The sequence below is a fragment of the Neobacillus sp. WH10 genome (assembly GCF_030123405.1).
Taxonomy (GTDB): domain Bacteria; phylum Bacillota; class Bacilli; order Bacillales; family Cytobacillaceae; genus Neobacillus.
Map to the genome: position 1 here is coordinate 1,598,322 of NZ_CP126110.1, position 24,405 is coordinate 1,622,726.

The window sequence follows — 24,405 nt, forward strand, 5'->3', positions numbered from 1 at the left end:
TTTACATCAATTTTAATAGTATCATACGATTTTAAAAAAATATAGATAATTTCAATGTCTAATTTTACTTTTCAAGTTAAATTAAACAAATGGGCAAACTCCCTTTCATCTTTTGTGAAATGACATACAATATGTTGAGGAAATATGTAAAAGGAGATTTATCGATGGAAAATCGCAATTTTCAGATGGATACCCAATGGAATGTCATTCATTACCCCGAAAAGCCTACAGGATTTGGGATCTTAATCATCGGAGATGAAAGGCATTTTGTGGACGAAAGTAAATGTTTTTGGACACAAAATGAAGGAAAGCTGGCCATAATTAACGACCTAAAAAAAGCAGGGTACACCATTTTTTCCTCAAATCTTTATGGGCGAAACTGGGGGAGCGAAAACGCTATTGAGCTTGCTCAAAAGTTATATCAGCATGTAATTCGCAACGAAATCCTTAATCATCAAATTCATATATTGGCTGAAGGGATGGGGGCACTGGTCGCAGTCAGATTAATAGAGAAAATGAAGGGGTGTATCAGGTCGGTAATCCTGCTCAACCCGATCCTTTCTCTAAAACACCATCTTGAACAGGAAAAGGAACACAAATTTTTTTATAAAAAATTAATGAGGGAATTAACAGCAGCACATAACATGGATCAGAAACGGATTGAAAGTATTATTTTTAGCATGGAAGATTTCGTTAATATGGAGTTTGACTGTCCAGTAAAGATTATTCATGTCCTTACTGGCGGAAAATCATATACGCAATCAAAATTATATCAAAAAATCATCAAGTCTCCTGAAATCAATCCTACCTTTATTCTTCCGGAAAAAAAACCACTGCTCGGAAAAATATTCATCAAGTTTTTGAGCAGTAATGAAACAGTACTGTAAACAGGATTCCTCCCCAAAAAGAAATATTTCCTAATCGAATTGCATAGGATTCAAAAAGGCTAGATTGGGGAGGAAATATTAATGGACAAGGCCATTATTTTTGGAATATACAATTTTATTAGTTTTCATGCGTGTAAAGCCTTGCTGAATAGAGGCGTAGAGGTAATAGGTGTTCAATTTGGTGAATCAGATAAAAGTCCATTTCTCGAGGAAAAACGACTTGAGGTGGGAAGGAATGCTAATTTTAGTGAACGATCTTTATCTGAGTGGGAAAACAGAAGAGAAGAAGAAAGTGCACAAACAACTTTAATATTATCAATTTACGATTTATATATGCTAAATATAGAAACCATTTTACAAAAAGAAAAAATTACAAGAGCCATTATTCAATTTATCAAAGAGAGTAAAAACAATACGAATGTAGCATTCATTCTTCCAATTCAAATGCTTAGTGCTGAACAAGATAAGGCGATCGGCGCTTTATTAGAGCGGGCAAAGGGATGTGGGAAGAACACTCAAATGTTTTATTTACCTGCCATCTATGGTCCCTGGCAGCCACCAACCTTTTTATTTCATCAAGCGATTCTTGCTGCATTTCAAAAGTCAGAAATCTTAAAAGACGAGAGAGAATGGACAGGTGATGTCCTATATGTTGATGACGCTATAGAAACTATTATTAAAACAATAGAAACCGATAACCCTGGGGGGTTCATCCTAGAAAGCGGTAAGAAGAATTATTGGGCTGAGTGCGCCGCCTATCTTCAAATAGATGAGAAAATCCCATTTGTCAACCGTAATGAATCATTGCAGATTGGCGATCAAATTGACATAGTTTCTGTGAAGAAAATAACACCGATTGCGGATTCCATCTCAATACAAATGGAACATGTACAGCGTTTGTATCCAAATGGATAGTAAGCGAAATAACAAAAAAGGTGAATCGATTTGGTGAAAAGTGGAAATGGAGGAAATTTGTCTTTTCATTTAATTGTTCAAAGGTTAGAATAAAAGGACAATCGGCGTTTTCTTTGTTTTAGTTCAATTTTCAATATATATAATTAAAGTGATAGGACGATACATGTGATGAAAGTGGCTGCCGTACAAAGGAGTTGCGTAGAATGTTAAACCGTTTCGGAATCATTCTTTTATGTCTTCTTTTACTTGGGGCTTGCGGGGGAACAAAGCCGACAGGCAAATTACAAAAGGTTGGCTTGTTAGTTCCCGAAACAGTTAATGACCAAGTATGGGGAACAAAAGGCTATAAGGGAATGCTAAAAATACAATCCAAATTTAATGTGGATGTATTTTATAAAGAAGGAATGATTTCACAAGCTGTTGTAGAACGGGCAGTGGCGGAGTTTGAGCAAAAAGGGGTCAATCTAATTTTTGGCCATGGTTCGGAGTATGCAGAATACTTTAACAATATTTCAAAAGACTATCCTCAGATGCATTTTGTCAGTTTTAACGGTGATGCAAAAAATTCCAACACAACCAGCCTTAACTTTAAATCACACGCCATGGGTTTTTTTGGTGGAATGGTTGCTGCCCATATGTCTAAAACTAATAAAGTAGGTGTTTTAGCTGCATATGAATGGCAGCCGGAAATTGAAGGCTTTTACCAAGGTGCAATGACTGAAAATAAACATACTCATGTAAGTATAGAATATGTCGGAAATTGGGATGACGAAAAAAAGGCCGTTCAATTAGCCAATCAAATGTTGGAAAACGGGGTTGATGTGGTTTATCCAGCTGGGGATGGTTTTAATGTTCCCGTTATTGAGCAGGTAAAGGGACAAGGTTCCTATGTAATCGGCTATGTCTCTGACCAGTCTGACTTAGGTGAGTCAACTGTATTAACTAGCACAATTCAACAGGTTGACACCTTATATGAAAAGGTAGCAGAACAATACAACGATGGAAAGCTAAAATCAGGTAACCTTTCTTTTGATTTTCAAGACGATGTTATTTCCCTTGGAAAATATAGTCCATTAGTATCTAAAGATTTTATTAGAAAAATGAATAAGCATATTGAGCAATATAAGGAAACAGGAAAACTGCCTAAATAAAATTTTAAGGAGTACATATGATTAATCAAGATAAGACCTTACAATTTATGCAGATTGCGATGAAATACTTACCAGAAGCAAAAGAGCAATTAGATCAAGCAGGCGTAGAATTATCGATGGAGTTAATTCAGCCATTTATGAATTTGTTTACAAAAGTGATGCAAGAAGCCTATGAACTTGGCAGGGAAGATGCCTTTAGTGAAAAGTAATCTAAAAATAAGCTGCCCGTTATAGCAGCTTATTTCTTTTTCCAAAATTGTTCAATAATTGGATAAGCCTTTTGAAACAAGGGCTTTAATCCCCGTACAGATTCCATTAAGGTATCGATATTCATCATTAGTTCCCCATAATCGATGGAGGGTTGGTTATGAGTAGGTTCTTGGCGATGATGAGGCTGGTGTTGGTGTGCTTCCCTTCTTGGACCAAACATGAATCTAGTGAACCGATCTTGCTCAAAATGCTCTTGGGATTCTTCTGGCTCTTCTAAGTCTTCTTTGTCTTTCCAATCTTGCTCCACCTGCTCCTGATTTTCCATTCCTAGCTGCCTCCTTTCTGTAAATGCTTCTTGAATTAGAATATGACTTAACGAATAAAAGGAGAGTACATTAGCGGAGTATAAATAAGAAGAAACAGTTGCCTTAAACAGGTTTTATTTGATAAAATTAGTACCAAGTCATAATAATTGATATTAATCCTAAGGATATTAGAAGGAAGTATGACAATAAAAAGGAGATGGAATTTGTGAGAGCTGGTATTGTCGGTATTGGCAGGTATTTACCGGAAAAAATTGTCACCAATCATGATTTAGAAAAAATAATGGATACCTCTGATGAATGGATTCGTACCAGAACAGGAATCGAAGAACGGAGAATCGCTGCTGACGATGTTGATTCATCAGATATGGCATTTGCCGCTGCTCAAAAAGCAATTCAAGATGCAGGAATTACTGCTGATGAGATTGATTTAATTTTGGTTGCGACGGTTACACCAGATTCGCCGTTTCCATCCGTTGCCTGTGGGATTCAAGAAAGATTAGGAGCAAAAAAAGCAGCTGCAATGGATATTAGTGCAGCATGTGCTGGCTTTATGTATGGAATAGTCACAGCAAAACAGTTTATTGAGTCTGAAGTCTATAAATACGTGCTTGTAGTAGGGGTTGAAAAGCTTTCAAAAATTACAGATTGGAATGATCGTAATACCGCTGTATTATTTGGGGACGGTGCTGGGGCAGCAATCATTGGCCCAGTTTCAGAAAACCGCGGCATTCTTTCTTTTGAACTAGGTGCAGACGGCACAGGTGCGAAACACCTTTACCAGGACGAATATATCATTATGAATGGACGAGAGGTTTTCAAGTTTGCTGTACGTCAAATGGGCGAGAGCTGTGTACATGTTCTGGAGAAGGCAGGTTTAACGAAAGAGGATGTTGATTTTCTCATTCCACATCAAGCCAATATCCGTATTATGGAAGCGTCTAGACAAAGATTAGAGCTTCCTGATGAAAAAATGTCCAAAACAGTTAAAAAGTATGGTAATACTTCATCAGCATCGATACCGATTTCTATTGTGGAAGAATTAGAAGCAGGAAAAATTAAAGATGATGACTTGATCGTGATGGTGGGCTTCGGCGGCGGTTTAACGTGGGGCGCGATTGCCATTCGCTGGGGGAAATAAAATAGAAAGCGGATGCGCATTGAATAGGGGCGATATAGGGAGAATTATCGACTGACAAGCAAAGTACAGACAAAGATTAGTCTCCCTTCATGGTACTGAAAGCAAAAGCTTTTTGAAGCAAGGCAGTTTTCGAAGCATTTTGATTTTAGATAAATATAGGAAAGTTAATGTATAAAAGGAGATGTAGAAATGGAAAAGCGTAGGGTTGTAGTAACAGGCATTGGAGCGGTAACCCCGCTAGGAAACGATGCAGATACTACTTGGAAAGGGATATTAGAAGGAAAATCGGGCATTGGACCTATGACACGAGTGAATGCAGATGAGTATCCAGCAAAAGTAGCTGCAGAAGTAAAAGACTTTAATCCAGAAGTTTTTATCGAAAAAAAAGATGCCCGAAAAATGGATCGTTTTACGCAATTTGCAGTAGCTAGTGCATTAATGGCTGTTAGAGATGCCAATCTAACGATTAACGAAGATAATTCCCATCGTGTAGGGGTATGGATTGGATCTGGCATTGGAGGTATGGAAACATTTGAACAGCAATTTGAGATATTCCAAAAAAGAGGCTATAAGCGTGTTAGTCCATTCTTTGTACCGATGTTAATCCCGGATATGGCAACGGGCCAAGTTTCTATCACACTTGGCGCTAGAGGATTTAATTCCTGTACCGTAACTGCATGTGCAACCGGAACGAATTCCATTGGCGATGCCTTTAAAGTGATTCAGCGCGGCGATGCCGATGTTATGGTAACCGGCGGTGCTGAAGCACCGATTACGAAAATGTCTGTTGCCGGCTTCTGTGCTAATACTGCTCTGTCTACAAATCCTGATCCGCAGACAGCAAGTAGACCTTTTGATAAAAACCGTGATGGCTTTGTTATTGGTGAAGGAGCAGGAATCGTAATATTGGAAGAATTGGAGCATGCATTGGCACGTGGGGCGAAAATATATGCAGAAATCGTTGGCTACGGGGCAACTGGTGATGCCTATCATATCACAGCACCTGCGCCTGGCGGTGAAGGCGGTGCCCGGGCAATGAAAATGGCTATTAACGATGCTGGATTAAAGCCGGAAGAAATTGATTATGTGAATGCCCACGGAACCAGTACCGAATATAACGATAAGTTTGAAACACTCGCTGTTAAAGAAGTATTTGGTGAGCATGCTTATAAGCTTGCTATGAGTTCAACGAAATCAATGACCGGTCATCTTCTAGGGGCAGCTGGCGGTGTCGAAGCTATTTTTACCGTGCTTGCCATTAGAGACAGTATGCTGCCACCGACTATTAATTATGAAACACCTGATCCAGAATGTGATTTGGACTATGTGGTGAAAACAGCACGTTCTAAAGAAATCAAGGCAGCCATGAGCAACTCGCTCGGCTTCGGCGGTCATAATGCTACTATTGTATTCAAAAAATACGAATAGAAATAAGAAAAATGGCCAGGCATAAATGTCTGGCCGTTTTTTTTGGCCAATAGGAAAGTATAACTTTATTATGAATCAAAAGTGCACTAAGGAAAGCTCGCAGTTGAAAACCTTTGCTTTTCGATGAATTACGCCTCATGAACCGCCCATAGAGGTTCGCCAATAGGTGAGGCTTCTTTACTTAAACGGAAGAAACCCAATGATTCAAAGAACTTCTTCTAAAAAAAATCATAAAATGTCCAGAGGGAGAACTTGAGTTAAATGGGGTGAAGTAAATGGGAATCATTCGAACAGATCAATGGTTACAAGAGGAGTTTGATCGCCCAGCTAAAATATGTGAAAAGCTCCAACCTTATTTTAAGGGGCAAACCGCACATGAAATTTACAATCAACTAATGAAATTTGGGATGTATCGACCTTCAAGATCCTCAAGAAACAATCTAAAAATGATGTTGGATCAAAAAGCATGGGATAAAGTAGAAAAGCTTTTTTCTAAATATAAAAGTAATTGGGATGGACCGGATGTACCTATCTTTCTCTTTCCGTTAGCTCAATCTGGCTTTTTTTTTAGTAGACAGGAAAAGAGTAAAGCTGGGGTCTCATTCCCTGATAAAATGTTTCTTTTTATTTCATATTATGATGATCCAAAAGAAATCGAAGCACTTCTGGTTCATGAATACCACCATGTCTGCCGATTACGAATGTTAGGTAAAAAAATGGAGGATTACACCTTGCTAGACTCTATCATCATCGAGGGACTGGCAGAATATGCTGTATTAAAAAATTGTGGACGGGAATATTTAGCTACGTGGTGTCATATGTATACAGAAAAGGAACTAACAAATTTTTGGGATCGTTATTTAAAAAATCAATTGCACAAGAAAAAGAATGAACGAGGACACGATGAACTTTTATATGGAGGCGGAAGAGTTCCAAAATTACTCGGCTATGCAGCAGGATATAATATTATTGGAAAATTTTATGAAAAACATAATTATTCTACAAAACTATCTTTTACCATCCCTGCCGCTAAATATGTAGAATAGAAAAATAAATTTACCAAGAAAAGCCTATTATACAAGGCTTTTTTTATTTTTATATTTATGAAAATTACCAATTTTGTAAAAAACTCTTGCAATTGTAATAATTCTGTAATAAAATTCTATTAAAATATAACAAATTAACAGAATAATTCAAAAAAGTAAGAAGGTGGACTATGAGCACTAAAAAGTCACGTCTCAAAGAGATACCGCTGCTCGAAGTGAAAAATTTGGAGACAGCCTTTGATATTGATGGAACTGATTACAATGCTGTAGATAATGTTTCGTTTCAGGTAAAACCGCGGCAAATTGTCGGAGTTGTTGGAGAATCAGGCTGCGGTAAATCTGTTATGAGTCTGTCGATTATGCAGCTGCTTCCAAAAGGAATTGGAAAAGTCAAATCAGGCGAAATAATTTTTGATGGAATTAATCTTACGAGTATGACTGAATCCCAAATCAATAAAATCCGTGGTAAGGACGTTTCAATGATCTTCCAAGAGCCAATGACCTCTCTGAATCCAGTATTTACAATTGGATATCAGTTGCAAGAGGTTCTTTTTAACCATTTAAAAATTTCGAAACAAGAAGCTCGACAGAAAGCGATCGCCCTATTAAAGAGTGTTGGAATTTCCCGCCCCGAAAAAATTGTTGATGAATACCCACATCAATTATCAGGCGGTATGAGACAAAGGGTAATGATTGCAATCGCCATTGCCTGCCAGCCTAAATTATTAATCGCAGACGAGCCAACAACAGCTCTAGATGTAACTGTACAGGCACAAATTTTGGAGCTTTTAAAAGAGATACAAGAGATAAACGATATGTCCGTTATCCTAATAACACATGATTTAGGAGTAGTAGCGGAAATGTGTGATGAAGTCATCGTTATGTATGCGGGGAAGATTGTTGAAAGAACAGATGTTGATACTTTGTTTCATGATCCTAAACATCCATATACAACATTATTATTGGGTGCAATTCCTAAGATGGAAGAAACGGAAGAACGTTTAAGCTCAATACAAGGTATTGTCCCATCATTAACAAATATGCCAAAAGTTGGCTGCCGTTTTGCAAACCGGTGTCCAAAAGCAATGCCTGAGTGCTTTACAGTTACCCCTGTTCTCGAAGATGTTGAACAAGGCCATGAGGTTGCCTGTTTACTCTTTGAAACAAGTAAACCAAGAGAAGGGGTGAGGTAATGAGCACAGTTTCCGTACATAAGAACAAAGAAAAAACCTCCTCACAATCTGAAAACCTTTTAGAGATTCAGAATCTGAAAACCTATTATCCTGTTAAAGGCGGATTTTTTAAACGCACCGTAGGTAATGTAAAAGCGGTTGATAATATTTCTTTTGAGATTAAGAGAGGGGAAACACTAGGACTAGTAGGAGAATCTGGCTGTGGGAAATCTACTGCTGGCCGGACTATATTACGACTATTAAAACCAACAGAAGGTAGTATTCTTTTTGATGGTAAAGATATTACTAGAATTTCCGGAAAATCACTTCGAGAGATTCGCAAAGATATGCAAATGGTGTTTCAAGATCCGTATGCTTCTTTGAACCCGATGCAAATGGTAGGTGATATCATTGCAGAACCTATTTATAACTTTTCAAAGAAGAGTAAAGCTGAATTGAAACAGGAAGTCATGGATTTATTGAATAAAGTAGGTTTACCACAAGAAGCCTACTTCAAGTATGCCCATGAATTTTCCGGCGGCCAGCGCCAAAGAATCGGAATTGCCCGCTCCCTTGCACTTAGACCAAAATTAATTATTGCAGATGAACCAGTCTCAGCACTTGATGTATCCGTTCAGTCACAGGTTTTAAATCTATTAAAGGATTTACAAGAAGAATTTGATTTAACATTCCTATTCATCGCTCATGATTTAAGTGTGGTAAAACATATGAGTGACAGAATAGGTGTTATGTACTTAGGAAACATGGTAGAGATTGCAGATAAGGATCTCCTGTACGCAGAACCTCTCCATCCATACACACAGGCTTTAATTTCGGCGATTCCATCTCCAGATCCAAGGGTAAAGAAAGAAAGAATTATTTTAAAAGGAGATGTACCGAGTCCAATCAATCCACCATCAGGCTGCCCATTCCATCCACGCTGTCCAATGGCAATGGAGGAATGTTCTAAGACGAAGCCCATATTAAAGGAGGTGAAGCCTTCTCATCGAGTAGCTTGCCACCTTTATTAAAGAAGCGGAAGCGACCGTTTAGCGACGAATGGACAGGAACGCTCTGTATGTGAAAAAGAAAATCAATTCAATGTTGACTTTTCGTATGGAGGAGATGGGCTGTACACTAGCGCTGCAAGCTGGAGCTAGACTGTAATCAAATTTTACCTAACAAATCTTATAGGGGGGAAACAAATGAAGAAAAGAAGTATGCTTATGCTAGCCGCATTAATGCTTGTCCTATCAGCTTTTTTGGCGGCCTGCAGCGGTGGAGAAAAAGCAGGTACGAAGGAAAAGGACAAGGAAGGCACTAAGACTGGCGAAACATCAGGAAAGCCGCAGGATGGCGGAACATTAGTGTATGCACTTGATTCATCTCCGAAAGGTATATTCAACTGGGCTTTCTACGATGATGCTGTCGATTCTCAAGTGCTCGATTTGTTTGATGAAAGTTTAATTGATTTTGATGAGAACTTAAAGGCACAACCACATATTGCCTCATGGAAAACAGCAGACAATAAGGTATTTGACTTTGAAATTAAAAAAGGCGTTAAATGGCATAATGGCGAAGAGTTATCAGTGAAAGACTGGGAATTCGCATTATACACGCTTGCTGACAAAGATTATGAGAATTCTCGCTTTGAAAATGTAAAAACAATTGAAGGTGCGCAAGATTTCCACGATGGAAAGACGGATAAAATCTCAGGCATTAAAGTAATTGATGATTACCACATCCAAATTACTTTTGATAAGGCACGTGTAAACAATTTGGAAAATGTTTGGACATATCCATTGTCACGCAAGGAATTTGAAGGTATAGCTGTAAAAGACATGCCGGCTGCTGAACAAGTTCGTACAAAGCCAGTAGGTTTAGGACCATTTAAGGTTACAAAAGTGGTACCAGGTGAATCGGTAGAAATGGAACGCTTTGATGATTACTTTGGTGGTAAGCCGCATATTGAAAAGCTTGTAGTTAAAGTTATCGACCCATCTCTTTCCGTTGGGGAATTAAAAAATGGCACACTTGATATGACTTCTTTCCATCCAAGCATTATCGATCAAGTAAAGGCACTTGATAATGTAAATGTAATAACATATCCAGGCTTAAGCTACTACTATGTTGGTTTCCGCTTAGGCACTTATGATGGCGAGAAAAATATCATGAATGATCCAAAATATCAAAACTTAAAACTTCGCCAAGCAATGTATTATGCTATTAATCGTGAAGAATGGGTTAAAGCGTTCTTCTTTGGTGTAGGTAAACCAGTAAACCGTCCGATTCCAACAAATCACTGGATTGCAGCAGATAATAAAGAACTAGAGCAATTCAAATATGATCCTAAGAAAGCAAAAGCATTGTTAGATGAAGCAGGCTATAAAGATGTTAACGGCGATGGCTTCCGTGAGGATCCAAATGGTAAGGAATTTGTTGTAAACTTCAGTCACTATGCAACACAAAACCCAACATTTGAACAACGTGCAAAAGCTATGACTCAATATTGGGAAGCAGTTGGTTTAAAAACAAAACTTAATATGATAGATTTTAACCTTTACTATGACATGCTTGACAAGGCTGATAAATCTATGGAAGTATACTTTGCTGGCTGGTCAACTGGTACGGATCCAGATCCTACTGGACTCTGGAGTTCGAAAGCACTTTGGAATCATCCGCGCTGGGTGAGTGAAGAGAGCGATAAATTATTGGATCAAGCACTTGATATGAGTGTTGTCGGCACTGATGCAAAAAAACGTAAAGATATTTATGTACAGTGGCAAAAACTTTTCATGAAAGAGCTTCCTGGATTACCAATTGCAGAGATTGAAGAAACAATGGCAGTTAGCAAGCGAGTTCAAGGCACTAAATTTGACGTATCAGGGATGAATCGTCCAAATGAATGGTGGATTAAGCAATAAATACAGCAGACTGACATGCAATAGACTATGTTAAATGCTTATATTAATAAAGTTTAAGCTCAATTTTGTTTTTTTTGGAGGGGCAGGGGGAATCTGTTCTCCTAGTCTCTCCTATTTTTAACGAATTGAGTTACATAGACCTGTCGAATTTAACATAGTTATAGACAAGGAGAATGCACATGCTAAAGTATGCATTTCGAAGAATTTTGGGCATGATTCCGATGTTATTCCTCATTTCCATAGTAGTCTTTACCTTGGCAAAATTAATGCCTGGAGATTCTCTCGGCGGTGAAATTGATCCAACAAACACAAATCCGCAATATATTGCTGAAATGCGGGAAAAATATGGTTATAACGACCCGTTACCACAGCAGTATGCCCGCTGGGTTAGTAACTTTGTACAAGGGGATTTTGGTAAATCAACACGATTTAAAATTCCAGCAGCAGAGGTAATTGGAGAACGTATTCCGAACACATTATTACTCGGATTTTCTTCAATATTAATTACTTATATTCTCGCATTCCTTATGGGAACATATGCTGGAAGAAAACCATATACTCTTGGTGATAACCTAATAGGAGGATTGAACTATTTGGGTTTATCCATTCCATCTTTTATCGCCGGGGTATTTGCAATATTCTTCTTCTCATTTACGTTAGACTGGTTTCCATCCAATGGATCTGTAGGTATTGGAGTATCCGAAGGTACATTAGAATATTGGCTAAGCCGTCTTCACCATGTATTTCTACCGGCTGTTGTACTTGGATTATTAAGTACTGCAAGTTATACCCAATTCTTGCGCAATGATATTATTGAAAACAGCCGAAAAGATTTTGTCCGCACTGCACGTGCGAAGGGGACACCAGAAAGAAAGATTTACAATGTTCATATTTTAAGGAACTCGATTATCCCGCTTATTACCTTTTTAGGATTTGATATAGTTGCCATAATTAGCGGTGCAATTATCACGGAATCGATTTTTACTTATCCAGGTCTTGGACAACTATTCTTACAATCAGTAGGTACCAGAGATTATCCAGTATTAATGACGTTGACAATGTTATTCTCGTTCTTAACACTTATCGGCAACCTAGTGGCAGATATATTATATGGTGTTGTAGATCCGAGAATTAGGCTAGATTAGGGGGAAAAAAGATGGAAATTATTACTCAGAAGGATACTAATATTATCGCTGCACCCCCAAAAAAAAGTTTATCACCGTGGGCAATTGCTCGGAAAAAGTTTTTAAAGAATAAACTGGCTATGATTAGCCTGATCTTTTTAATATTTGTTGCGATTATCTCCTTCCTTGCACCATATATTACGACGGCAGATGTTACTAGAATTAATATTGGTGAAATGTCATTAGAGCCATCCAGTAAGCATTGGCTGGGGACGGATAAAGCTGGACGTGATGTATTTACTAGATTACTGTATGGCGGCCGCATCTCTTTGCTAGTTGGTATGAGCTGTACACTATTTGTTATTTTTCTTGGTACTTTAATCGGCTCGATTTCAGGTTATTTCGGTGGTGCAGTTGATAGCTTATTAATGAGATTTACAGATTTTATCTTAAACTTTCCTTTTCTTGTATTCGTAATTGTACTAAATGCAATTCTTTTTGGGAAGGTAAGTGGATTATGGGTTTTAATTGGAACCATTAGCATATTAAGCTGGGGTGGTATCGCCCGTATTGTCCGAAGTAAAATTCTTGCTGAAAAAGAAAATGAATATATTACGGCTGCCATTTCTATTGGTTGTTCACCGGCCAAAATAATTGTGAAACACCTATTACCCAATATTTTATCTACCATTATTGTTCAAGCAACGATTACATTTGCTACGATGATAGTTGCTGAGACAGGTTTAAGCTTTCTTGGCTTCGGTGTGCCGCAAGAAATTCCAAGCTGGGGTAATATGTTGAATTCGGCAAATGAGCCCGATGTACTCCAATTTAAGCTTTGGATATGGGTGCCGCCGGCATTAATTATTACCATCACAATTTTATCGATTAACTTTATTGGCGAAGGCTTAAAAGATGCCTTCAATCCTAAATCGAGAAGATAAAATCTACCATCCTGATATGGTAGATTTTTTTTGACTTTTGATATAAGTCCTTTCGGATGTAAAAATGATACAACCCCATATTCACATTGGTAAATAAACAGAGAGTTAGTAATTGGAGCAAAATATATATTAAGGAATAATTTAACTACGCTCTGCCCATACTGATTGACAAACAGTTTCTTGAAGTGAGGGGTTGTACAATGTTGTATCTTCATGATGTTTGGGTAAATTGGTTTGAAGGGGAAGAAAACGGATATAATGTCTGTCACTTTCATGAATGGCGTAAGGATGACGGAGTAGAGCTGCTTGATCAGGCACCGCTTATTAAAGTCGATCCGATTTTGTTTAATTATATTGAAAATGATCTGTCAGAGTTACCTCAGCAGCTTCTAGACGATATTTATCAGAAAGCCTATTTAAGAAAAAACCATGAAAGAGTTCAGCTTGACTATTGCTTTGTTGTCACAGATGGAGTGGGAATATTAGCAATAGATACTATAGGATATAATATTCCAATTAGAAAAAGCAGATTAATTCCGCGGCAGGAACAGCTTGTGTACGAAATGATTAGTCAGCATGATGCAAAACAATATCATTTTTATGCACAGCCTAAAACAAAGGATTTCCATATTTTATCACCCGAACCGGACCTGATGAGAGGTTTAACTAGAAAAGAAAGACAACTAAAACAATTGTTATTTATGGCTCTTGATCAACTATTTTCATCCAAAAACGAAGCAGAAGTGCGGTATTGGTATACTGAATGGTGTCCAGAGCAATATTCAACAATTCAAGAATTGAACTTTGAAGATGCTTGGGAACAGTTATTTGAGGAAACAAAGTATGGATGGTCGAATCGGCATGAAACTTTCTGTGAAAATATAATTAAAGGGCAACCATTTTTTGAAAAGCTTTGGGAAATGGAGCACGTCCCAAAAGTAAACTAAAAGCCTCTCCCAAAGGGTATGCATTGCACACCTTTTGCGGACAGGCTTTTAGTTTTGTATAAGTAATTATAAATTTCAAGCTTGAAAATTGTCCAGCTCCATAGGAATAAGCTTCGGAAGAAATATTTCATACAAAGGAAAAGCGTTAGCTTTTTCAAGGAGCGACCAGCGGCGAGACAACTCCGCTAGTCGCTTCTGTTTTTCATGCTATCTTTTCTTCCTGCCGAGTCCCATTGCATTTTCCATTTTCTTAAGTGTTTTGTTAGCGATTAGGATTGCTTTTTCGGCACCGCGGTCCAGAATGTCATCAAGCTCACTTGATTCCAACAAATTGTAGTATTTTTCTTGAATTGGCTTAAAGAAGTTCACAACCACTTCGGCAAGATCACCTTTAAAATCTCCATATCCTTTTCCTGCATACATTTCTTCAAGTTCACTAATCGATTTTCCGCCAAGGATTGAATAAATGGATAATAAGTTAGAAACCCCAGGTTTATTGACTATATCAAATTTTACAATTCCATCAGAGTCAGTCACTGCACTTTTAATTTTTTTCACGATCTGATTCGGTTCATCTAATAGTGTGATAAAGGCCTTTTTGTTAGGGTCGGATTTACTCATTTTTTTCGTTGGCTCCTGGAGCGACATAATTCGTGCCCCAACCTTTGGCAAGCTGATTTCTGGAATCGTAAGAATGTCATTATATTTCTTGTTAAATCTCTCAGCTAAATCCCGTGTTAATTCCATATGCTGTTTTTGATCCTCACCGACGGGAACAAGGTCTGTATTATACAATAAAATATCAGCTGCCATTAGCGGCGGATAGGTTAGAAGACTTGCTGAGACTGCTTCTTTTCCGGTAGATTTATCTTTGAACTGTGTCATTCTTTCCAATTCTCCGATATAGGAAATACATTGCATCATCCATCCGGCTTGAGCGTGAGCCGGAACTTCGGATTGGATAAATAAGGTAGCCTTCTCTGGGTCGATTCCTACAGCAAGATATAAGGCTGCCAAGCTTCGAATATTTTTCCTTAGTGTTTGCGGATCTTGAGGTACGGTGATGGCATGCTGATCAACTATACAGAAGAAACAGTTGTATTCGTTTTGCAGATCCACGAATTGTGATAACGCCCCAATATAGTTCCCAAGTGTAATTGTGCCACTCGGCTGAATTCCTGAAAAAATTGTCTTCATTTGTAAATTTCCTCCTAAAATGTAGATAAAAAAAACCATTCATCCCCAAAAACTTATAGGGACGAATGGTTCGCGGTACCACCCTAAATTACTCAAAAAGAGTCACTCAGTTCCAGATCATCTTTCTAGCATGATCTAGAGTCCTTGTAACGTAAGGAAAACGTCTAGTCCTACTATTTATATCTATTGGATATAAGTTTCAGAAAGAAGCTCAAAAGTCCATTCCGTATTGTTTCGTGTTTGTTTTCACCAGCCACAAACTCTCTGAATCGAAGGAAAATACGTACTACTCTTTATCATTGCTTAGCGTCTTATAGTTAATTAATCACATTATAAAGGATTAATATATTTAATTTCAAGTAAGTTAAAAATAATAAACCATAAGGGCGATTAGCATAAATAGTCCATTCATAAGCCCGTGAAAAAGGAGTGGCTTTTCATCAATGGTTATCATTTCGGATAATCTTGGAATATCTTCGAAATTTCTCTTCTCCTTCCCTCGTGAAAAGACAAGATTAAAGGATCTAGAAATGGCATCATAGAAGCCTGTATGAATAGTATAAAGCAGTAAAGCAGTTAATAGTAAAGTTGCAGAAATTAGAAAAGATATATTGATATAGCTAATTAATGAAAAATTCCGATAGTAAATAAATGAAATTATGAAAATTGCCAACTGGGTAAAAGTTAGAGTATAAAGTTTTTTCTTAAGACGGAAATTCACAGAATGACCTCCAAAACATTGATGTATAAAGGAATATTATATGAATTTTATACAAAAAATTCTATATAAGTCTAAATTATAACACACCTTTTTGTAACTATTACGTAAAAATTGTTTCTAATCTGTAAATTTAATTTGAAAAAATAATGTACAATTTATTTAAAATATGTATAATAGAGAATGTAGTAATTTTTCAGAATAATAGAAAAGGGAGGTCTTCAGGTGAAAAAATCAAAACTTTCACTACTTTTAGTATTATCACTTGTACTTAGCATGTTCTTAGCTGCATGTTCAGGCGGTGATAAAAACGAAGGAAAAGACAAGGGTAAAGACAAAGGCGGCGAAAAACCAGCTGCTGAACAACTTGCTGACAAACAAGAACTTAATGTGCTAGAGTCTGCTGAAATTCCGACAATGGACAGCGTTCTCGGAACAGACGCAATGAGCTTTACCACTTTGAATGCTACAAACGAAGGTTTATACCGATTGAATCCAGATCAAAAGGTAGTTCCTGCTGGCGCTGAAGCTATGCCTGAATACAATGCTGATAAAACTGAATTAACAATTAAATTAAGAAAAGATGCAAAATGGTCTAATGGTGACCCTGTAACTGCTAAGGACTATGTATATGCTTGGCAACGTGCAATTAACCCTGACACAGCATCAGAATATGGTCCATACTTCATGAGCGAAAAAATCAAAAACGCTTCTGCAATTGCTGAAGGAAAAGCAAAGGTAGAAGATCTAGGCATTAAAGCTGAAGATGACTACACTTTGAAAATTACTTTAGAAAGACCAATTCCATATATTGAATCTTTCATTACATTCCAATTGTTCTATCCACAAAACCAAAAGTTTGTTGAAGCACAAGGTGCTGACTATGCAAAAGATGCTGCTCACTTACTTTACAATGGTCCATTTAAGATGACTAAATGGGATGGCCCAACTGCAACTGAATGGGTAATGGAGAAAAATGAAACTTATCATGGTGCTAAAGATGTAACCTTAACAAAAATCAACTATAACGTATCGAAAGATCCGCAAGCATCTGCAAATGCATTTACTGCAGGTGAAACAGATATTACACCAAGACTTGCACAAGCTGCAATCATTTCACAATTTGAGGGTTCTGACGAATTGATACAGTACCAAGAGCCTTCAATGTGGTGGCTTAAAATGAACGAAAAGAACCCTGCATTAAAAAATCTTAACATCCGTAAAGCAATTGCTCTATCTATTGATAAGAAAGCATTGGTAGAAGATGTATTAGCAAACGGTTCTATTCCTGCTGGATTCATTGTGCCAAAAGATTTTACTTTTGATAAAAACGGTAAAGACTTCCGTGATACGACTGACTCATACCAAAAGATGAATAAAGAAGAAGCTAAAAAGCTTTGGGAAAAGGGTTTATCTGAACTTGGTGTGAAAGAAGTAAAATTAGTTTATGTTGGTCAAGACACTGAAACAGCTAAAGCAACTGATGCATTCATGAAGGATCAGTTAGAGAAAAATCTTCCTGGTTTAACGCTTGAATTAAATGCAGTGCCATTTAAAATCCGTGTTGACCGTGAACAAAAAATGGATTATGACCTATTATTCAGCGGTTGGGGACCAGACTATGCTGACCCAATGACATTCATGGATCTTTACCTAACTGGCGGGGATCACAATAAAATGGATTACAGCAATCCTAAATATGATGAGCTAGTTAAAGCGGCACAAACTGATTTAGCTGCCAAAGACGAAGAACGCTGGAAAGCGCTTCAAAAAGCTGAAAAGATTCTTTTAGAAGATGATTATGCACTAGCACCAATCTATCAACGTTCCGTTAACCTTTTAGTCAATCCAAAGGTTAAAGGTTTTGCTCACCATGCATTCGGTGCTGACTTTAGTTACCAATGGATTAAAATCCTTAAATAGTAGCTATACAAATCAAATAGAAAGAGAGTATATTCAAAAGATATACTCTCTTTTTACCTGTATGTGAATTATCAAAAAATGTCGAATATTTAACTAATTAGGAGGTGTAGGCATGGCGAAATATTTATTGAAACGTGTAATCTATATGATTTTTACACTGTTTTTAGTTGCATCCATTACTTTTTTCCTCATGAAGCTTATTCCAGGAAGTCCATTTAATTCTTATGAAAAACTCTCTGACGTTCAAAGAAATATCCTGTTTAATAAATATGGATTGAATGACCCACTGCCTGTTCAATACTTAAACTATATGAAGAATTTGGTAATGGGTGATTTGGGAGTCTCCTTTCAATTTAATAATACCCCTGTAACAGAACTAATCGGAAACCGAATTGGTCCTTCCGCAATACTCGGTTTGCAAGCCATGATTTTTGGTTCCATTTTTGGAATATTTTTGGGGACAATTGCGGCATTAAAGCAAAATACCTGGATAGATTATACGTCAACATTTATTGCTGTTGTCGGTAAATCTGTCCCGTCGTTTATTTTTGCTGGTTTACTACAGTATTACATTGCCGTCAAATTGGGATGGCTTCCGGTTATGTTTTGGCGTGGACCAGAATATACCATCCTTCCAACCATCGCACTGTCTATGTTTCCAATCTCAATAGCTGCTCGTTTTATGCGTACGGAAATGATTGATGTTTTGGGGTCAGATTATATTACTTTGGCAAAAGCGAAGGGTGCCAGCCGTTTTCAAATAAGTGTTAAGCATGCATTGAGGAATGCCTTAATTCCTGTTGTAACGGTGCTTGGACCTCTAGCAGTCAGCTTAATGACTGGTTCGCTCGTTATTGAGCAGATATTTGGTATTCCTGGAATCGGTGAGCAGTTTGTTAAGTCAATCAATTCCAATGACTACCCAGTTATTATGGGAACAAACCTTTTATTTTCCGCTTTATTCGTGGTAGTTATCCTAATTGTTGATATTCTATACGGAGTCATCGACCCGCGTATCCGTATTTCGGGGGGGAAAACTAAATGAAAGACAAAGAAATAATCATTAAAAAAGATATGTTTGCACCCGTCCATATTGACCCATCAAACAGCGAAAAGATATCTAAACCTAGTTTAAACTTTTGGCAGGATTCTTGGTTGCGGGTTCGAAAAAATAAAGGTGCGGTTATCTGTTTAATTATTCTAGGAATCTTAATTATTATGGCTTTCGTTGGTCCAATGATTTCACCTTATGCTTACGATACACAAAATACAAAACATAACAATCTTCCGCCTCGAATTCAAGGTTTAGAAAATGTGCATTGGCTTCCTTTTGATGGCACATTAACGAGACGTGATGGAGAGGAATATAACGCCTATGAAAAGCGGAAAGTTGATGCATATTATTGGTTTGGTACAGATAACTTAGGCCGCGATTTGTTTGCTCGTACTTGGAAAGGGACACAAGTTTCCTTATTCATTGCATTCATGGCTGCATTAGTTGATATGCTGATCGGGGTTTCCTATGGTGCTGTTTCCGGCTACTTGGGCGGACGTACTGATAGTGTTATGCAGAGAATAATAGAGGTTATTGTCGGGATACCGAACTTGATTTTAGTTATATTAATGATTCTGATATTAAAACCAGGGATTATTCCGATTATTATCGCGATAACGATTACGGGTTGGACTAGTATGGCTCGTGTTGTCCGGGGACAAATATTGAAATATAAAGCTCAGGAATTTGTTTTGGCTTCTAAAACATTGGGAGCATCAGATACTTCCATTATATTCAAGCATATGATTCCAAACATGTTTGGTATCATCATTATAAATACAATGTTTTCCATCCCGAGTGCCATTTTCTTCGAAGCTTTTCTAAGCTTTATTGGACTGGGATTACAAGAACCACATGCATCTCTAGGTACATTGGTAAATGACGGATTTAAATCGATGATTGCTTTCCCATATCAAATGATTATTCCTTCGATTATGATTGCATTAATCATGATTTGCTTTAACTTAGTAGCTGATGGATTACGAGACGCACTAGATCCAAAAATGCGTGATTAGAAGGCAGGTGAACTGTAATGGAGAAAATTTTACAAGTAAAAGATTTAAATATTTCGTTTCATACCTTTTCTGGGGAAGTTAAAGCCATTCGTGGTATAAGCTTTGACTTACTAAAAGGTGAAACATTAGCGATTGTCGGTGAATCAGGGTCCGGGAAATCCGTTACAACAAAATCGATTATGCGCTTATTACCAGAACACAATTCTGAGATAAAAAGTGGGGAAATCCTTTTTGAAGGGAAAGACCTCACAAAGCTAACGGACAAGCAAATGCAAAAAATTCGCGGTAAAGATATATCGATGATTTTTCAAGATCCGATGACCTCTTTAAACCCAACCATGAAAATCGGTAACCAAATTATGGAGCCGCTCATTAAGCATCAGAATATGAGCAAGCATACTGCGAAAGAAAGAGCAGTTGAATTATTAAAACTAGTTGGAATTCCAAAACCTGAAATACGGATTAATCAGTATCCACATCAATTTTCCGGAGGGATGAGACAAAGGGTAGTAATTGCCATTGCATTGGCATGTAATCCTAAAGTTCTTATCGCCGATGAACCGACAACGGCACTTGATGTTACGATTCAAGCACAAATTCTTGAGTTGATGAAGGATTTGCAAGATAAAATTGATACTTCCATTATTTTCATCACACATGACCTTGGTGTTGTTGCCAACGTTGCTGATCGTGTAGCGGTTATGTATGGTGGAAAAATTGTTGAAGTAGGAACAGCAGATGAAATTTTCTATAACCCGCAGCATCCGTATACATGGGGGTTAATCAGCTCCATGCCAAATATGGAAACGGATGATGAGGAGTTATACTCAATTCCAGGTACACCCCCAGATTTATTGGATCCACCAAAGGGTGATGCGTTTGCACCGCGTAACCCATATGTTATGAAAATCGATTTGGAGCAAGAGCCTCCATTCTTTAAAGTGTCTGATACACATTATGCTGCTACCTGGTTATTACATCCTGAAGCTCCAAAGGTTGAACCGCCTGAGGCTGTGAAAAGACGTCAAAGTCAATATGTAGGTACTGTAGGAGTCGCAAGTAGTGCAGCAAAGTTGGAAAAAAGTCAGTCTCCTGGTATGAAGGAGGGAAAATAAATGGCTAAGAGAGAGAAACTGCTTGAAATTAAAAATTTAAAGCAATATTTCAATGAAGGAAAGCCTAATGAAGTAAAGGCAGTCGATAATGTTTCTTTTGACATCTATAAAGGCGAAGTAATGGGTCTAGTTGGTGAGTCAGGCTGCGGGAAATCAACTACTGGCAGAACCATTATCCGTTTGTATGATGCCACTGGCGGGGAAGTATTGTATGACGGTGTAAATGTTCACGGCAAAAAGTCAAAAAAGCAATTAAAAGAATTTAACCGAAAGATGCAAATGATTTTCCAAGACCCATATGCATCGTTAAACCCAAGATTAAAGATTGCTGATGTTATTGCCGAGGGAATTGATATACATGGATTGGCAAAATCAAAAGAAGATCGTATGGAAAGAGTCTACGAGCTTTTAGAAACCGTTGGGTTGAATAAGGAACATGCTAACCGTTACCCACATGAATTCAGTGGCGGTCAGCGCCAGCGGATTGGAATTGCCCGGGCACTTGCAGTTCAGCCGGAATTCATCATTGCTGATGAGCCAATTTCCGCGTTGGACGTTTCTATTCAAGCACAGGTTGTAAACTTAATGAAAAAACTGCAAAAAGAAAAAGGATTAACCTATCTTTTTATTGCACATGATCTTTCAATGGTAAAATATATAAGTGACCGGATTGGCGTTATGTTTTTTGGGAAAATGGTTGAGCTTGCCCCTGCGGATGAGCTCTATAAAAATCCATTACATCCTTATACGCAGTCACTGTTATCAGCAATCCCAGCTCCAGACCCAATCAGTGAGCGGACACGCAAACGTAAATCTTATGATCCTGCAAGTCATCAATATGATGATAATGAAGCAATTGAATTCAGGGAAGTTTCTCCTGGTCACTTTGTTCTTTGTTCGGAGAAAGAATTTAATCAATACAAGGCACAATCTAAACACTAATAAAAAAACGATCTCAATAATTGAGATCGTTTTTTTATTAGTAACAATAAGTGGAAGCTATTAAGTCAATATCCCGCTAAATGAACTTCTTGCTTTTATAATTAATTCCGGTTTCCTCCAACAGCTTTCCAGCCTGTTCGGTATTTAGCACTTTCATCTACAAATTCGGTTCGACGTTTACCGCCGAATACTTTTTCCCCAATGCTGTTTGTTATTATACCCATTAATGCGGTAAGGGCAATGATTAGCAAAGCCACAATAGTTAAATCAGTTATGTAAGCCCCCATGATAAAAACCCCTCCATTTTATCCTATTTAGAATATTCATTATACCTAATAAAATATCCCCTAAGATCTATTTTAAAAGAACTTGTGTTTTATTGAAAGAGGAAAATAAATATTCAATTAGAAAGTTTCTTAAAATAATGAATGCGTTTTCATTTATGTCTTATAAATGAGAATAGAAGTTAATAAAATATTTAGCATATATCATTAAAATAAAGCAATGCATATATTTAACATATTATTTTGAAAAATACCCTCAAAAACAATTCCATTAAAAACGAACTTTTTGGCAAAGATATGAAATGGTAAAAAAATATTTAAACTAAAAGGGTAAAAAATTTTGAAACTTTTAGAGGAATCATTCGTCTAATATAATGTAACCTAAAAAAAAGATTGTTTTTGGCCATTTAATAATTTTTAAAAAAATGATACCTTTTTTAGAAACTGTGGTGTATAATCAATGATATAAATTACTTATTTATAATTATTTTAAATATGAATGCACAATTTTTCACATTTGAGAGTTTCAATTCCACTATTAAGGGTATTTTTTTATATAATACGTAAATAAAAGAGGAGTGTGAAGACGGATGGTAACACTATACACTTCACCAAGTTGTACATCATGTAGAAAAGCTAAATCATGGTTAGAAGAGCATGAAATTCCATACACTGAAAGAAATATTTTCTCTGAGCCATTATCAATGGAAGAAATTAAAGAGATTCTACGAATGACTGAAGATGGAACTGATGAAATCATTTCAACAAGATCAAAAACTTTCCAAAAATTAGATGTAAACTTAGATGCAATGCCACTTCAAGATTTATTTGGTTTGATAAAAGATAATCCTGGGCTGTTGCGCCGCCCAATTATTATTGATGAAAAACGTTTACAAGTTGGTTATAATGAAGATGAAATAAGACGTTTCCTTCCAAGAAGAGTAAGAACCTTCCAATTGCGCGAAGCACAACGCATGGTAAATTAAATACTAAGACCTTCAATTTGGAGGTCTTTTTTTGTATATATCCCGGAAAATTTGTGGTTTAAGTTTCATTTTGCTAAAATAAATAGACAATCTAAGAAAAACGAATAGGCATAATAATGGTTTTTTAGTTTTTTGATTTTTTTATTTCCCTTATTAGTGCTTTTGTCATAAAATGAAAGTACAAGATTATTAACAATTTTAGATGAATTGTTTACTGGCATGATCTGCTTGGGGGTATTTAGTCCCTTCAATATGGAAAATGGAAGGGAGATGTTATGATGGAGATTGAACGCATTAATGAGAATACTGTAAAATTCTACATTTCCTATGGTGATATTGAAGAAAGAGGTTTTGATCGCGAGGAAATTTGGTACAATCGAGAACGCAGTGAAGAACTCTTTTGGGAAATGATGGATGAAGTTCATGGTGAAGAGGATTTCGTCGTCGAAGGTCCACTTTGGATACAAGTTCAAGCACTTGATAAGGGTTTAGAAGTTCTTGTAACCAAAGCACAGCTGTCAAAAGATGGTCAGAAGTTTGAGCTCCCGATTCCTAATGATAAAATAAAAGATATTCCTGTTGATGATAAAATGGAAGAGCTATTAGATCAACATTTTAATCCAAATCATACGGATGAAGATGAGTTGCTGTTAGAAGAAGTAACATTAGAATTCCTGCTGACATTTAAAGATTTCGAAGATGTCATCAGCTTATCGAACCGTTCGGGATTAGATGAATTAATAACAAGACTATATCATTTTGAAGGAAAATATTATTTATATACAGAATTTCCTGAGGATTTATTTGAAGAAGATGAAATTGATGATATCCTCAGTGTTTTACTCGAATATGGTTATGAAACGCAGATAACGATCCATCGTGTACAAGAATATGGAAAAGAAATTATTTCTAAAGATGTTTTTAATGAGTTACGAAAATATTTTAGTTAATAAGAATA

The 24,405-nt window shown here is 37.0% G+C and carries 24 protein-coding genes and 1 other annotated feature; of the genes, 20 read left to right on the forward strand and 4 right to left on the reverse strand.

What is annotated here, in order from left to right; genetic code table 11:
• The first annotated feature begins 164 nt into the window (after positions 1 to 164).
• From QNH20_RS07490 to QNH20_RS07505, 4 genes are all read left to right on the forward strand, one after another.
• Positions 165 to 887, forward strand: a complete 723-nt coding sequence (locus tag QNH20_RS07490; protein WP_283922269.1) for a hydrolase — start codon at positions 165 to 167, stop codon at positions 885 to 887.
• A gap of 81 nt (positions 888 to 968) precedes the next feature.
• Positions 969 to 1,802, forward strand: a complete 834-nt coding sequence (locus QNH20_RS07495) for a hypothetical protein (protein WP_283922270.1) — start codon at positions 969 to 971, stop codon at positions 1,800 to 1,802.
• 203 nt (positions 1,803 to 2,005) lie between these two features.
• Complete coding sequence (locus tag QNH20_RS07500; RefSeq protein WP_283922271.1) at positions 2,006 to 2,953, forward strand: BMP family ABC transporter substrate-binding protein; 948 nt, start codon at positions 2,006 to 2,008, stop codon at positions 2,951 to 2,953.
• Positions 2,954 to 2,970: 17 nt separating this feature from the next.
• Entirely contained in the window at positions 2,971 to 3,162 is a 192-nt protein-coding gene (locus QNH20_RS07505; RefSeq protein ID WP_481858053.1) for a ComZ family protein, read from the forward strand.
• A gap of 29 nt (positions 3,163 to 3,191) precedes the next feature.
• On the opposite strand, the gene QNH20_RS07510 is transcribed toward QNH20_RS07505, so the two are convergent.
• Entirely contained in the window at positions 3,192 to 3,488 is a 297-nt protein-coding gene (locus tag QNH20_RS07510; protein WP_283922272.1) for a hypothetical protein, read from the reverse strand.
• A gap of 206 nt (positions 3,489 to 3,694) precedes the next feature.
• On the opposite strand from QNH20_RS07510, the gene QNH20_RS07515 reads away from it, so the two are divergent.
• From QNH20_RS07515 to QNH20_RS07555, 9 genes are all read left to right on the forward strand, one after another.
• Complete coding sequence (locus QNH20_RS07515) at positions 3,695 to 4,627, forward strand: beta-ketoacyl-ACP synthase III (RefSeq protein WP_283922273.1); 933 nt, start codon at positions 3,695 to 3,697, stop codon at positions 4,625 to 4,627.
• 189 nt (positions 4,628 to 4,816) lie between these two features.
• Complete coding sequence (fabF, locus tag QNH20_RS07520; protein WP_283922274.1) at positions 4,817 to 6,055, forward strand: beta-ketoacyl-ACP synthase II; 1,239 nt, start codon at positions 4,817 to 4,819, stop codon at positions 6,053 to 6,055.
• Between the two features lie 275 nt (positions 6,056 to 6,330).
• A complete protein-coding gene (locus QNH20_RS07525; protein WP_283922275.1) occupies positions 6,331 to 7,101 on the forward strand; it encodes a DUF2268 domain-containing putative Zn-dependent protease in 771 nt (256 codons plus the stop codon).
• Positions 7,102 to 7,271: 170 nt separating this feature from the next.
• Positions 7,272 to 8,294 carry an ABC transporter ATP-binding protein gene (locus QNH20_RS07530; protein ID WP_283922276.1) on the forward strand — a complete coding sequence of 341 codons (1,023 nt, stop codon included), beginning with the start codon at positions 7,272 to 7,274 and terminating at the stop codon, positions 8,292 to 8,294.
• Positions 8,294 to 9,304, forward strand: coding sequence for an ABC transporter ATP-binding protein (locus tag QNH20_RS07535; protein ID WP_283922277.1), 1,011 nt, complete (start codon positions 8,294 to 8,296; stop codon positions 9,302 to 9,304). Before QNH20_RS07530 ends, QNH20_RS07535 begins: the two co-directional genes overlap by 1 nt.
• Before the next feature lie 174 nt (positions 9,305 to 9,478).
• Positions 9,479 to 11,197, forward strand: a complete 1,719-nt coding sequence (opp4A, locus tag QNH20_RS07540; RefSeq protein WP_283922278.1) for an oligopeptide ABC transporter substrate-binding protein — start codon at positions 9,479 to 9,481, stop codon at positions 11,195 to 11,197.
• 179 nt (positions 11,198 to 11,376) lie between these two features.
• Complete coding sequence (gene opp4B / locus QNH20_RS07545) at positions 11,377 to 12,342, forward strand: oligopeptide ABC transporter permease (protein WP_283922279.1); 966 nt, start codon at positions 11,377 to 11,379, stop codon at positions 12,340 to 12,342.
• An 11-nt stretch (positions 12,343 to 12,353) separates the two neighbouring features.
• Positions 12,354 to 13,265: an oligopeptide ABC transporter permease gene (gene opp4C, locus QNH20_RS07550; protein WP_283922280.1), complete on the forward strand. Its 912-nt coding sequence runs from the start codon at positions 12,354 to 12,356 to the stop codon at positions 13,263 to 13,265.
• A gap of 200 nt (positions 13,266 to 13,465) precedes the next feature.
• Complete coding sequence (locus QNH20_RS07555) at positions 13,466 to 14,212, forward strand: YjbA family protein (RefSeq protein WP_283922281.1); 747 nt, start codon at positions 13,466 to 13,468, stop codon at positions 14,210 to 14,212.
• A gap of 207 nt (positions 14,213 to 14,419) precedes the next feature.
• Here QNH20_RS07555 and trpS read toward each other — a convergent pair whose 3' ends face one another.
• Together trpS and QNH20_RS07565 are read right to left on the reverse strand one after the other, a co-directional pair.
• Positions 14,420 to 15,409, reverse strand: coding sequence for a tryptophan--tRNA ligase (gene trpS, locus QNH20_RS07560; protein WP_283922282.1), 990 nt, complete (start codon positions 15,407 to 15,409; stop codon positions 14,420 to 14,422).
• 54 nt (positions 15,410 to 15,463) lie between these two features.
• Positions 15,464 to 15,718: a binding site (T-box leader), on the reverse strand.
• Between the two features lie 55 nt (positions 15,719 to 15,773).
• Positions 15,774 to 16,130: a DUF3899 domain-containing protein gene (locus QNH20_RS07565; protein ID WP_283922283.1), complete on the reverse strand. Its 357-nt coding sequence runs from the start codon at positions 16,128 to 16,130 to the stop codon at positions 15,774 to 15,776.
• A 222-nt stretch (positions 16,131 to 16,352) separates the two neighbouring features.
• Here QNH20_RS07565 and QNH20_RS07570 point away from each other — a divergent pair, with 222 nt between their 5' ends.
• The 5 genes from QNH20_RS07570 to QNH20_RS07590 all read left to right on the forward strand — a co-directional run bounded on the left by QNH20_RS07570 (position 16,353) and on the right by QNH20_RS07590 (position 22,177).
• Complete coding sequence (locus QNH20_RS07570) at positions 16,353 to 18,050, forward strand: peptide ABC transporter substrate-binding protein (RefSeq protein ID WP_283922284.1); 1,698 nt, start codon at positions 16,353 to 16,355, stop codon at positions 18,048 to 18,050.
• A 112-nt stretch (positions 18,051 to 18,162) separates the two neighbouring features.
• On the forward strand, positions 18,163 to 19,095 hold the full coding sequence (gene opp3b, locus QNH20_RS07575; RefSeq protein WP_283922285.1) for an oligopeptide ABC transporter permease: 933 nt from the start codon (positions 18,163 to 18,165) through the stop codon (positions 19,093 to 19,095).
• Positions 19,092 to 20,120, forward strand: a complete 1,029-nt coding sequence (gene opp3C / locus QNH20_RS07580; protein ID WP_283922286.1) for an oligopeptide ABC transporter permease — start codon at positions 19,092 to 19,094, stop codon at positions 20,118 to 20,120. Before opp3b ends, opp3C begins: the two co-directional genes overlap by 4 nt.
• A gap of 17 nt (positions 20,121 to 20,137) precedes the next feature.
• Positions 20,138 to 21,235, forward strand: a complete 1,098-nt coding sequence (locus QNH20_RS07585; protein WP_283922287.1) for an ABC transporter ATP-binding protein — start codon at positions 20,138 to 20,140, stop codon at positions 21,233 to 21,235.
• Positions 21,236 to 22,177, forward strand: coding sequence for an ABC transporter ATP-binding protein (locus QNH20_RS07590; protein WP_283922288.1), 942 nt, complete (start codon positions 21,236 to 21,238; stop codon positions 22,175 to 22,177).
• A gap of 101 nt (positions 22,178 to 22,278) precedes the next feature.
• On the opposite strand, the gene QNH20_RS07595 is transcribed toward QNH20_RS07590, so the two are convergent.
• Complete coding sequence (locus QNH20_RS07595) at positions 22,279 to 22,464, reverse strand: hypothetical protein (protein WP_283922289.1); 186 nt, start codon at positions 22,462 to 22,464, stop codon at positions 22,279 to 22,281.
• Positions 22,465 to 23,051: 587 nt separating this feature from the next.
• On the opposite strand from QNH20_RS07595, the gene spxA reads away from it, so the two are divergent.
• Both spxA and mecA read left to right on the forward strand, forming a co-directional pair.
• The gene (gene spxA / locus QNH20_RS07600; RefSeq protein ID WP_283922290.1) at positions 23,052 to 23,447 is read left to right on the forward strand and encodes a transcriptional regulator SpxA; all 396 of its coding nucleotides are present in this window, start codon (positions 23,052 to 23,054) and stop codon (positions 23,445 to 23,447) included.
• Positions 23,448 to 23,725: 278 nt separating this feature from the next.
• Positions 23,726 to 24,397 (forward strand): adaptor protein MecA, encoded by a 672-nt coding sequence (gene mecA / locus QNH20_RS07605; protein ID WP_283923367.1) that lies wholly within the window; start codon positions 23,726 to 23,728, stop codon positions 24,395 to 24,397.
• The last annotated feature ends 8 nt before the right edge of the window (positions 24,398 to 24,405 follow it).

Coding starts and splice junctions, on each gene's coding strand:
- QNH20_RS07490 (WP_283922269.1), top strand. CDS start 165: ATGGAAAATCGCAATTTTCAGATGGATACCCAATGGAATGTCATTCAT.
- QNH20_RS07495 (WP_283922270.1), top strand. CDS start 969: ATGGACAAGGCCATTATTTTTGGAATATACAATTTTATTAGTTTTCAT.
- QNH20_RS07500 (WP_283922271.1), top strand. CDS start 2,006: ATGTTAAACCGTTTCGGAATCATTCTTTTATGTCTTCTTTTACTTGGG.
- QNH20_RS07505 (WP_481858053.1), top strand. CDS start 2,971: ATGATTAATCAAGATAAGACCTTACAATTTATGCAGATTGCGATGAAA.
- QNH20_RS07510 (WP_283922272.1), bottom strand. CDS start 3,488: ATGGAAAATCAGGAGCAGGTGGAGCAAGATTGGAAAGACAAAGAAGAC.
- fabF (WP_283922274.1), top strand. CDS start 4,817: ATGGAAAAGCGTAGGGTTGTAGTAACAGGCATTGGAGCGGTAACCCCG.
- QNH20_RS07525 (WP_283922275.1), top strand. CDS start 6,331: ATGGGAATCATTCGAACAGATCAATGGTTACAAGAGGAGTTTGATCGC.
- QNH20_RS07530 (WP_283922276.1), top strand. CDS start 7,272: ATGAGCACTAAAAAGTCACGTCTCAAAGAGATACCGCTGCTCGAAGTG.
- QNH20_RS07535 (WP_283922277.1), top strand. CDS start 8,294: ATGAGCACAGTTTCCGTACATAAGAACAAAGAAAAAACCTCCTCACAA.
- opp4A (WP_283922278.1), top strand. CDS start 9,479: ATGAAGAAAAGAAGTATGCTTATGCTAGCCGCATTAATGCTTGTCCTA.
- opp4B (WP_283922279.1), top strand. CDS start 11,377: ATGCTAAAGTATGCATTTCGAAGAATTTTGGGCATGATTCCGATGTTA.
- opp4C (WP_283922280.1), top strand. CDS start 12,354: ATGGAAATTATTACTCAGAAGGATACTAATATTATCGCTGCACCCCCA.
- QNH20_RS07555 (WP_283922281.1), top strand. CDS start 13,466: ATGTTGTATCTTCATGATGTTTGGGTAAATTGGTTTGAAGGGGAAGAA.
- trpS (WP_283922282.1), bottom strand. CDS start 15,409: ATGAAGACAATTTTTTCAGGAATTCAGCCGAGTGGCACAATTACACTT.
- opp3b (WP_283922285.1), top strand. CDS start 18,163: ATGGCGAAATATTTATTGAAACGTGTAATCTATATGATTTTTACACTG.
- opp3C (WP_283922286.1), top strand. CDS start 19,092: ATGAAAGACAAAGAAATAATCATTAAAAAAGATATGTTTGCACCCGTC.
- QNH20_RS07585 (WP_283922287.1), top strand. CDS start 20,138: ATGGAGAAAATTTTACAAGTAAAAGATTTAAATATTTCGTTTCATACC.
- QNH20_RS07590 (WP_283922288.1), top strand. CDS start 21,236: ATGGCTAAGAGAGAGAAACTGCTTGAAATTAAAAATTTAAAGCAATAT.
- QNH20_RS07595 (WP_283922289.1), bottom strand. CDS start 22,464: ATGGGGGCTTACATAACTGATTTAACTATTGTGGCTTTGCTAATCATT.
- spxA (WP_283922290.1), top strand. CDS start 23,052: ATGGTAACACTATACACTTCACCAAGTTGTACATCATGTAGAAAAGCT.
- mecA (WP_283923367.1), top strand. CDS start 23,726: ATGGAGATTGAACGCATTAATGAGAATACTGTAAAATTCTACATTTCC.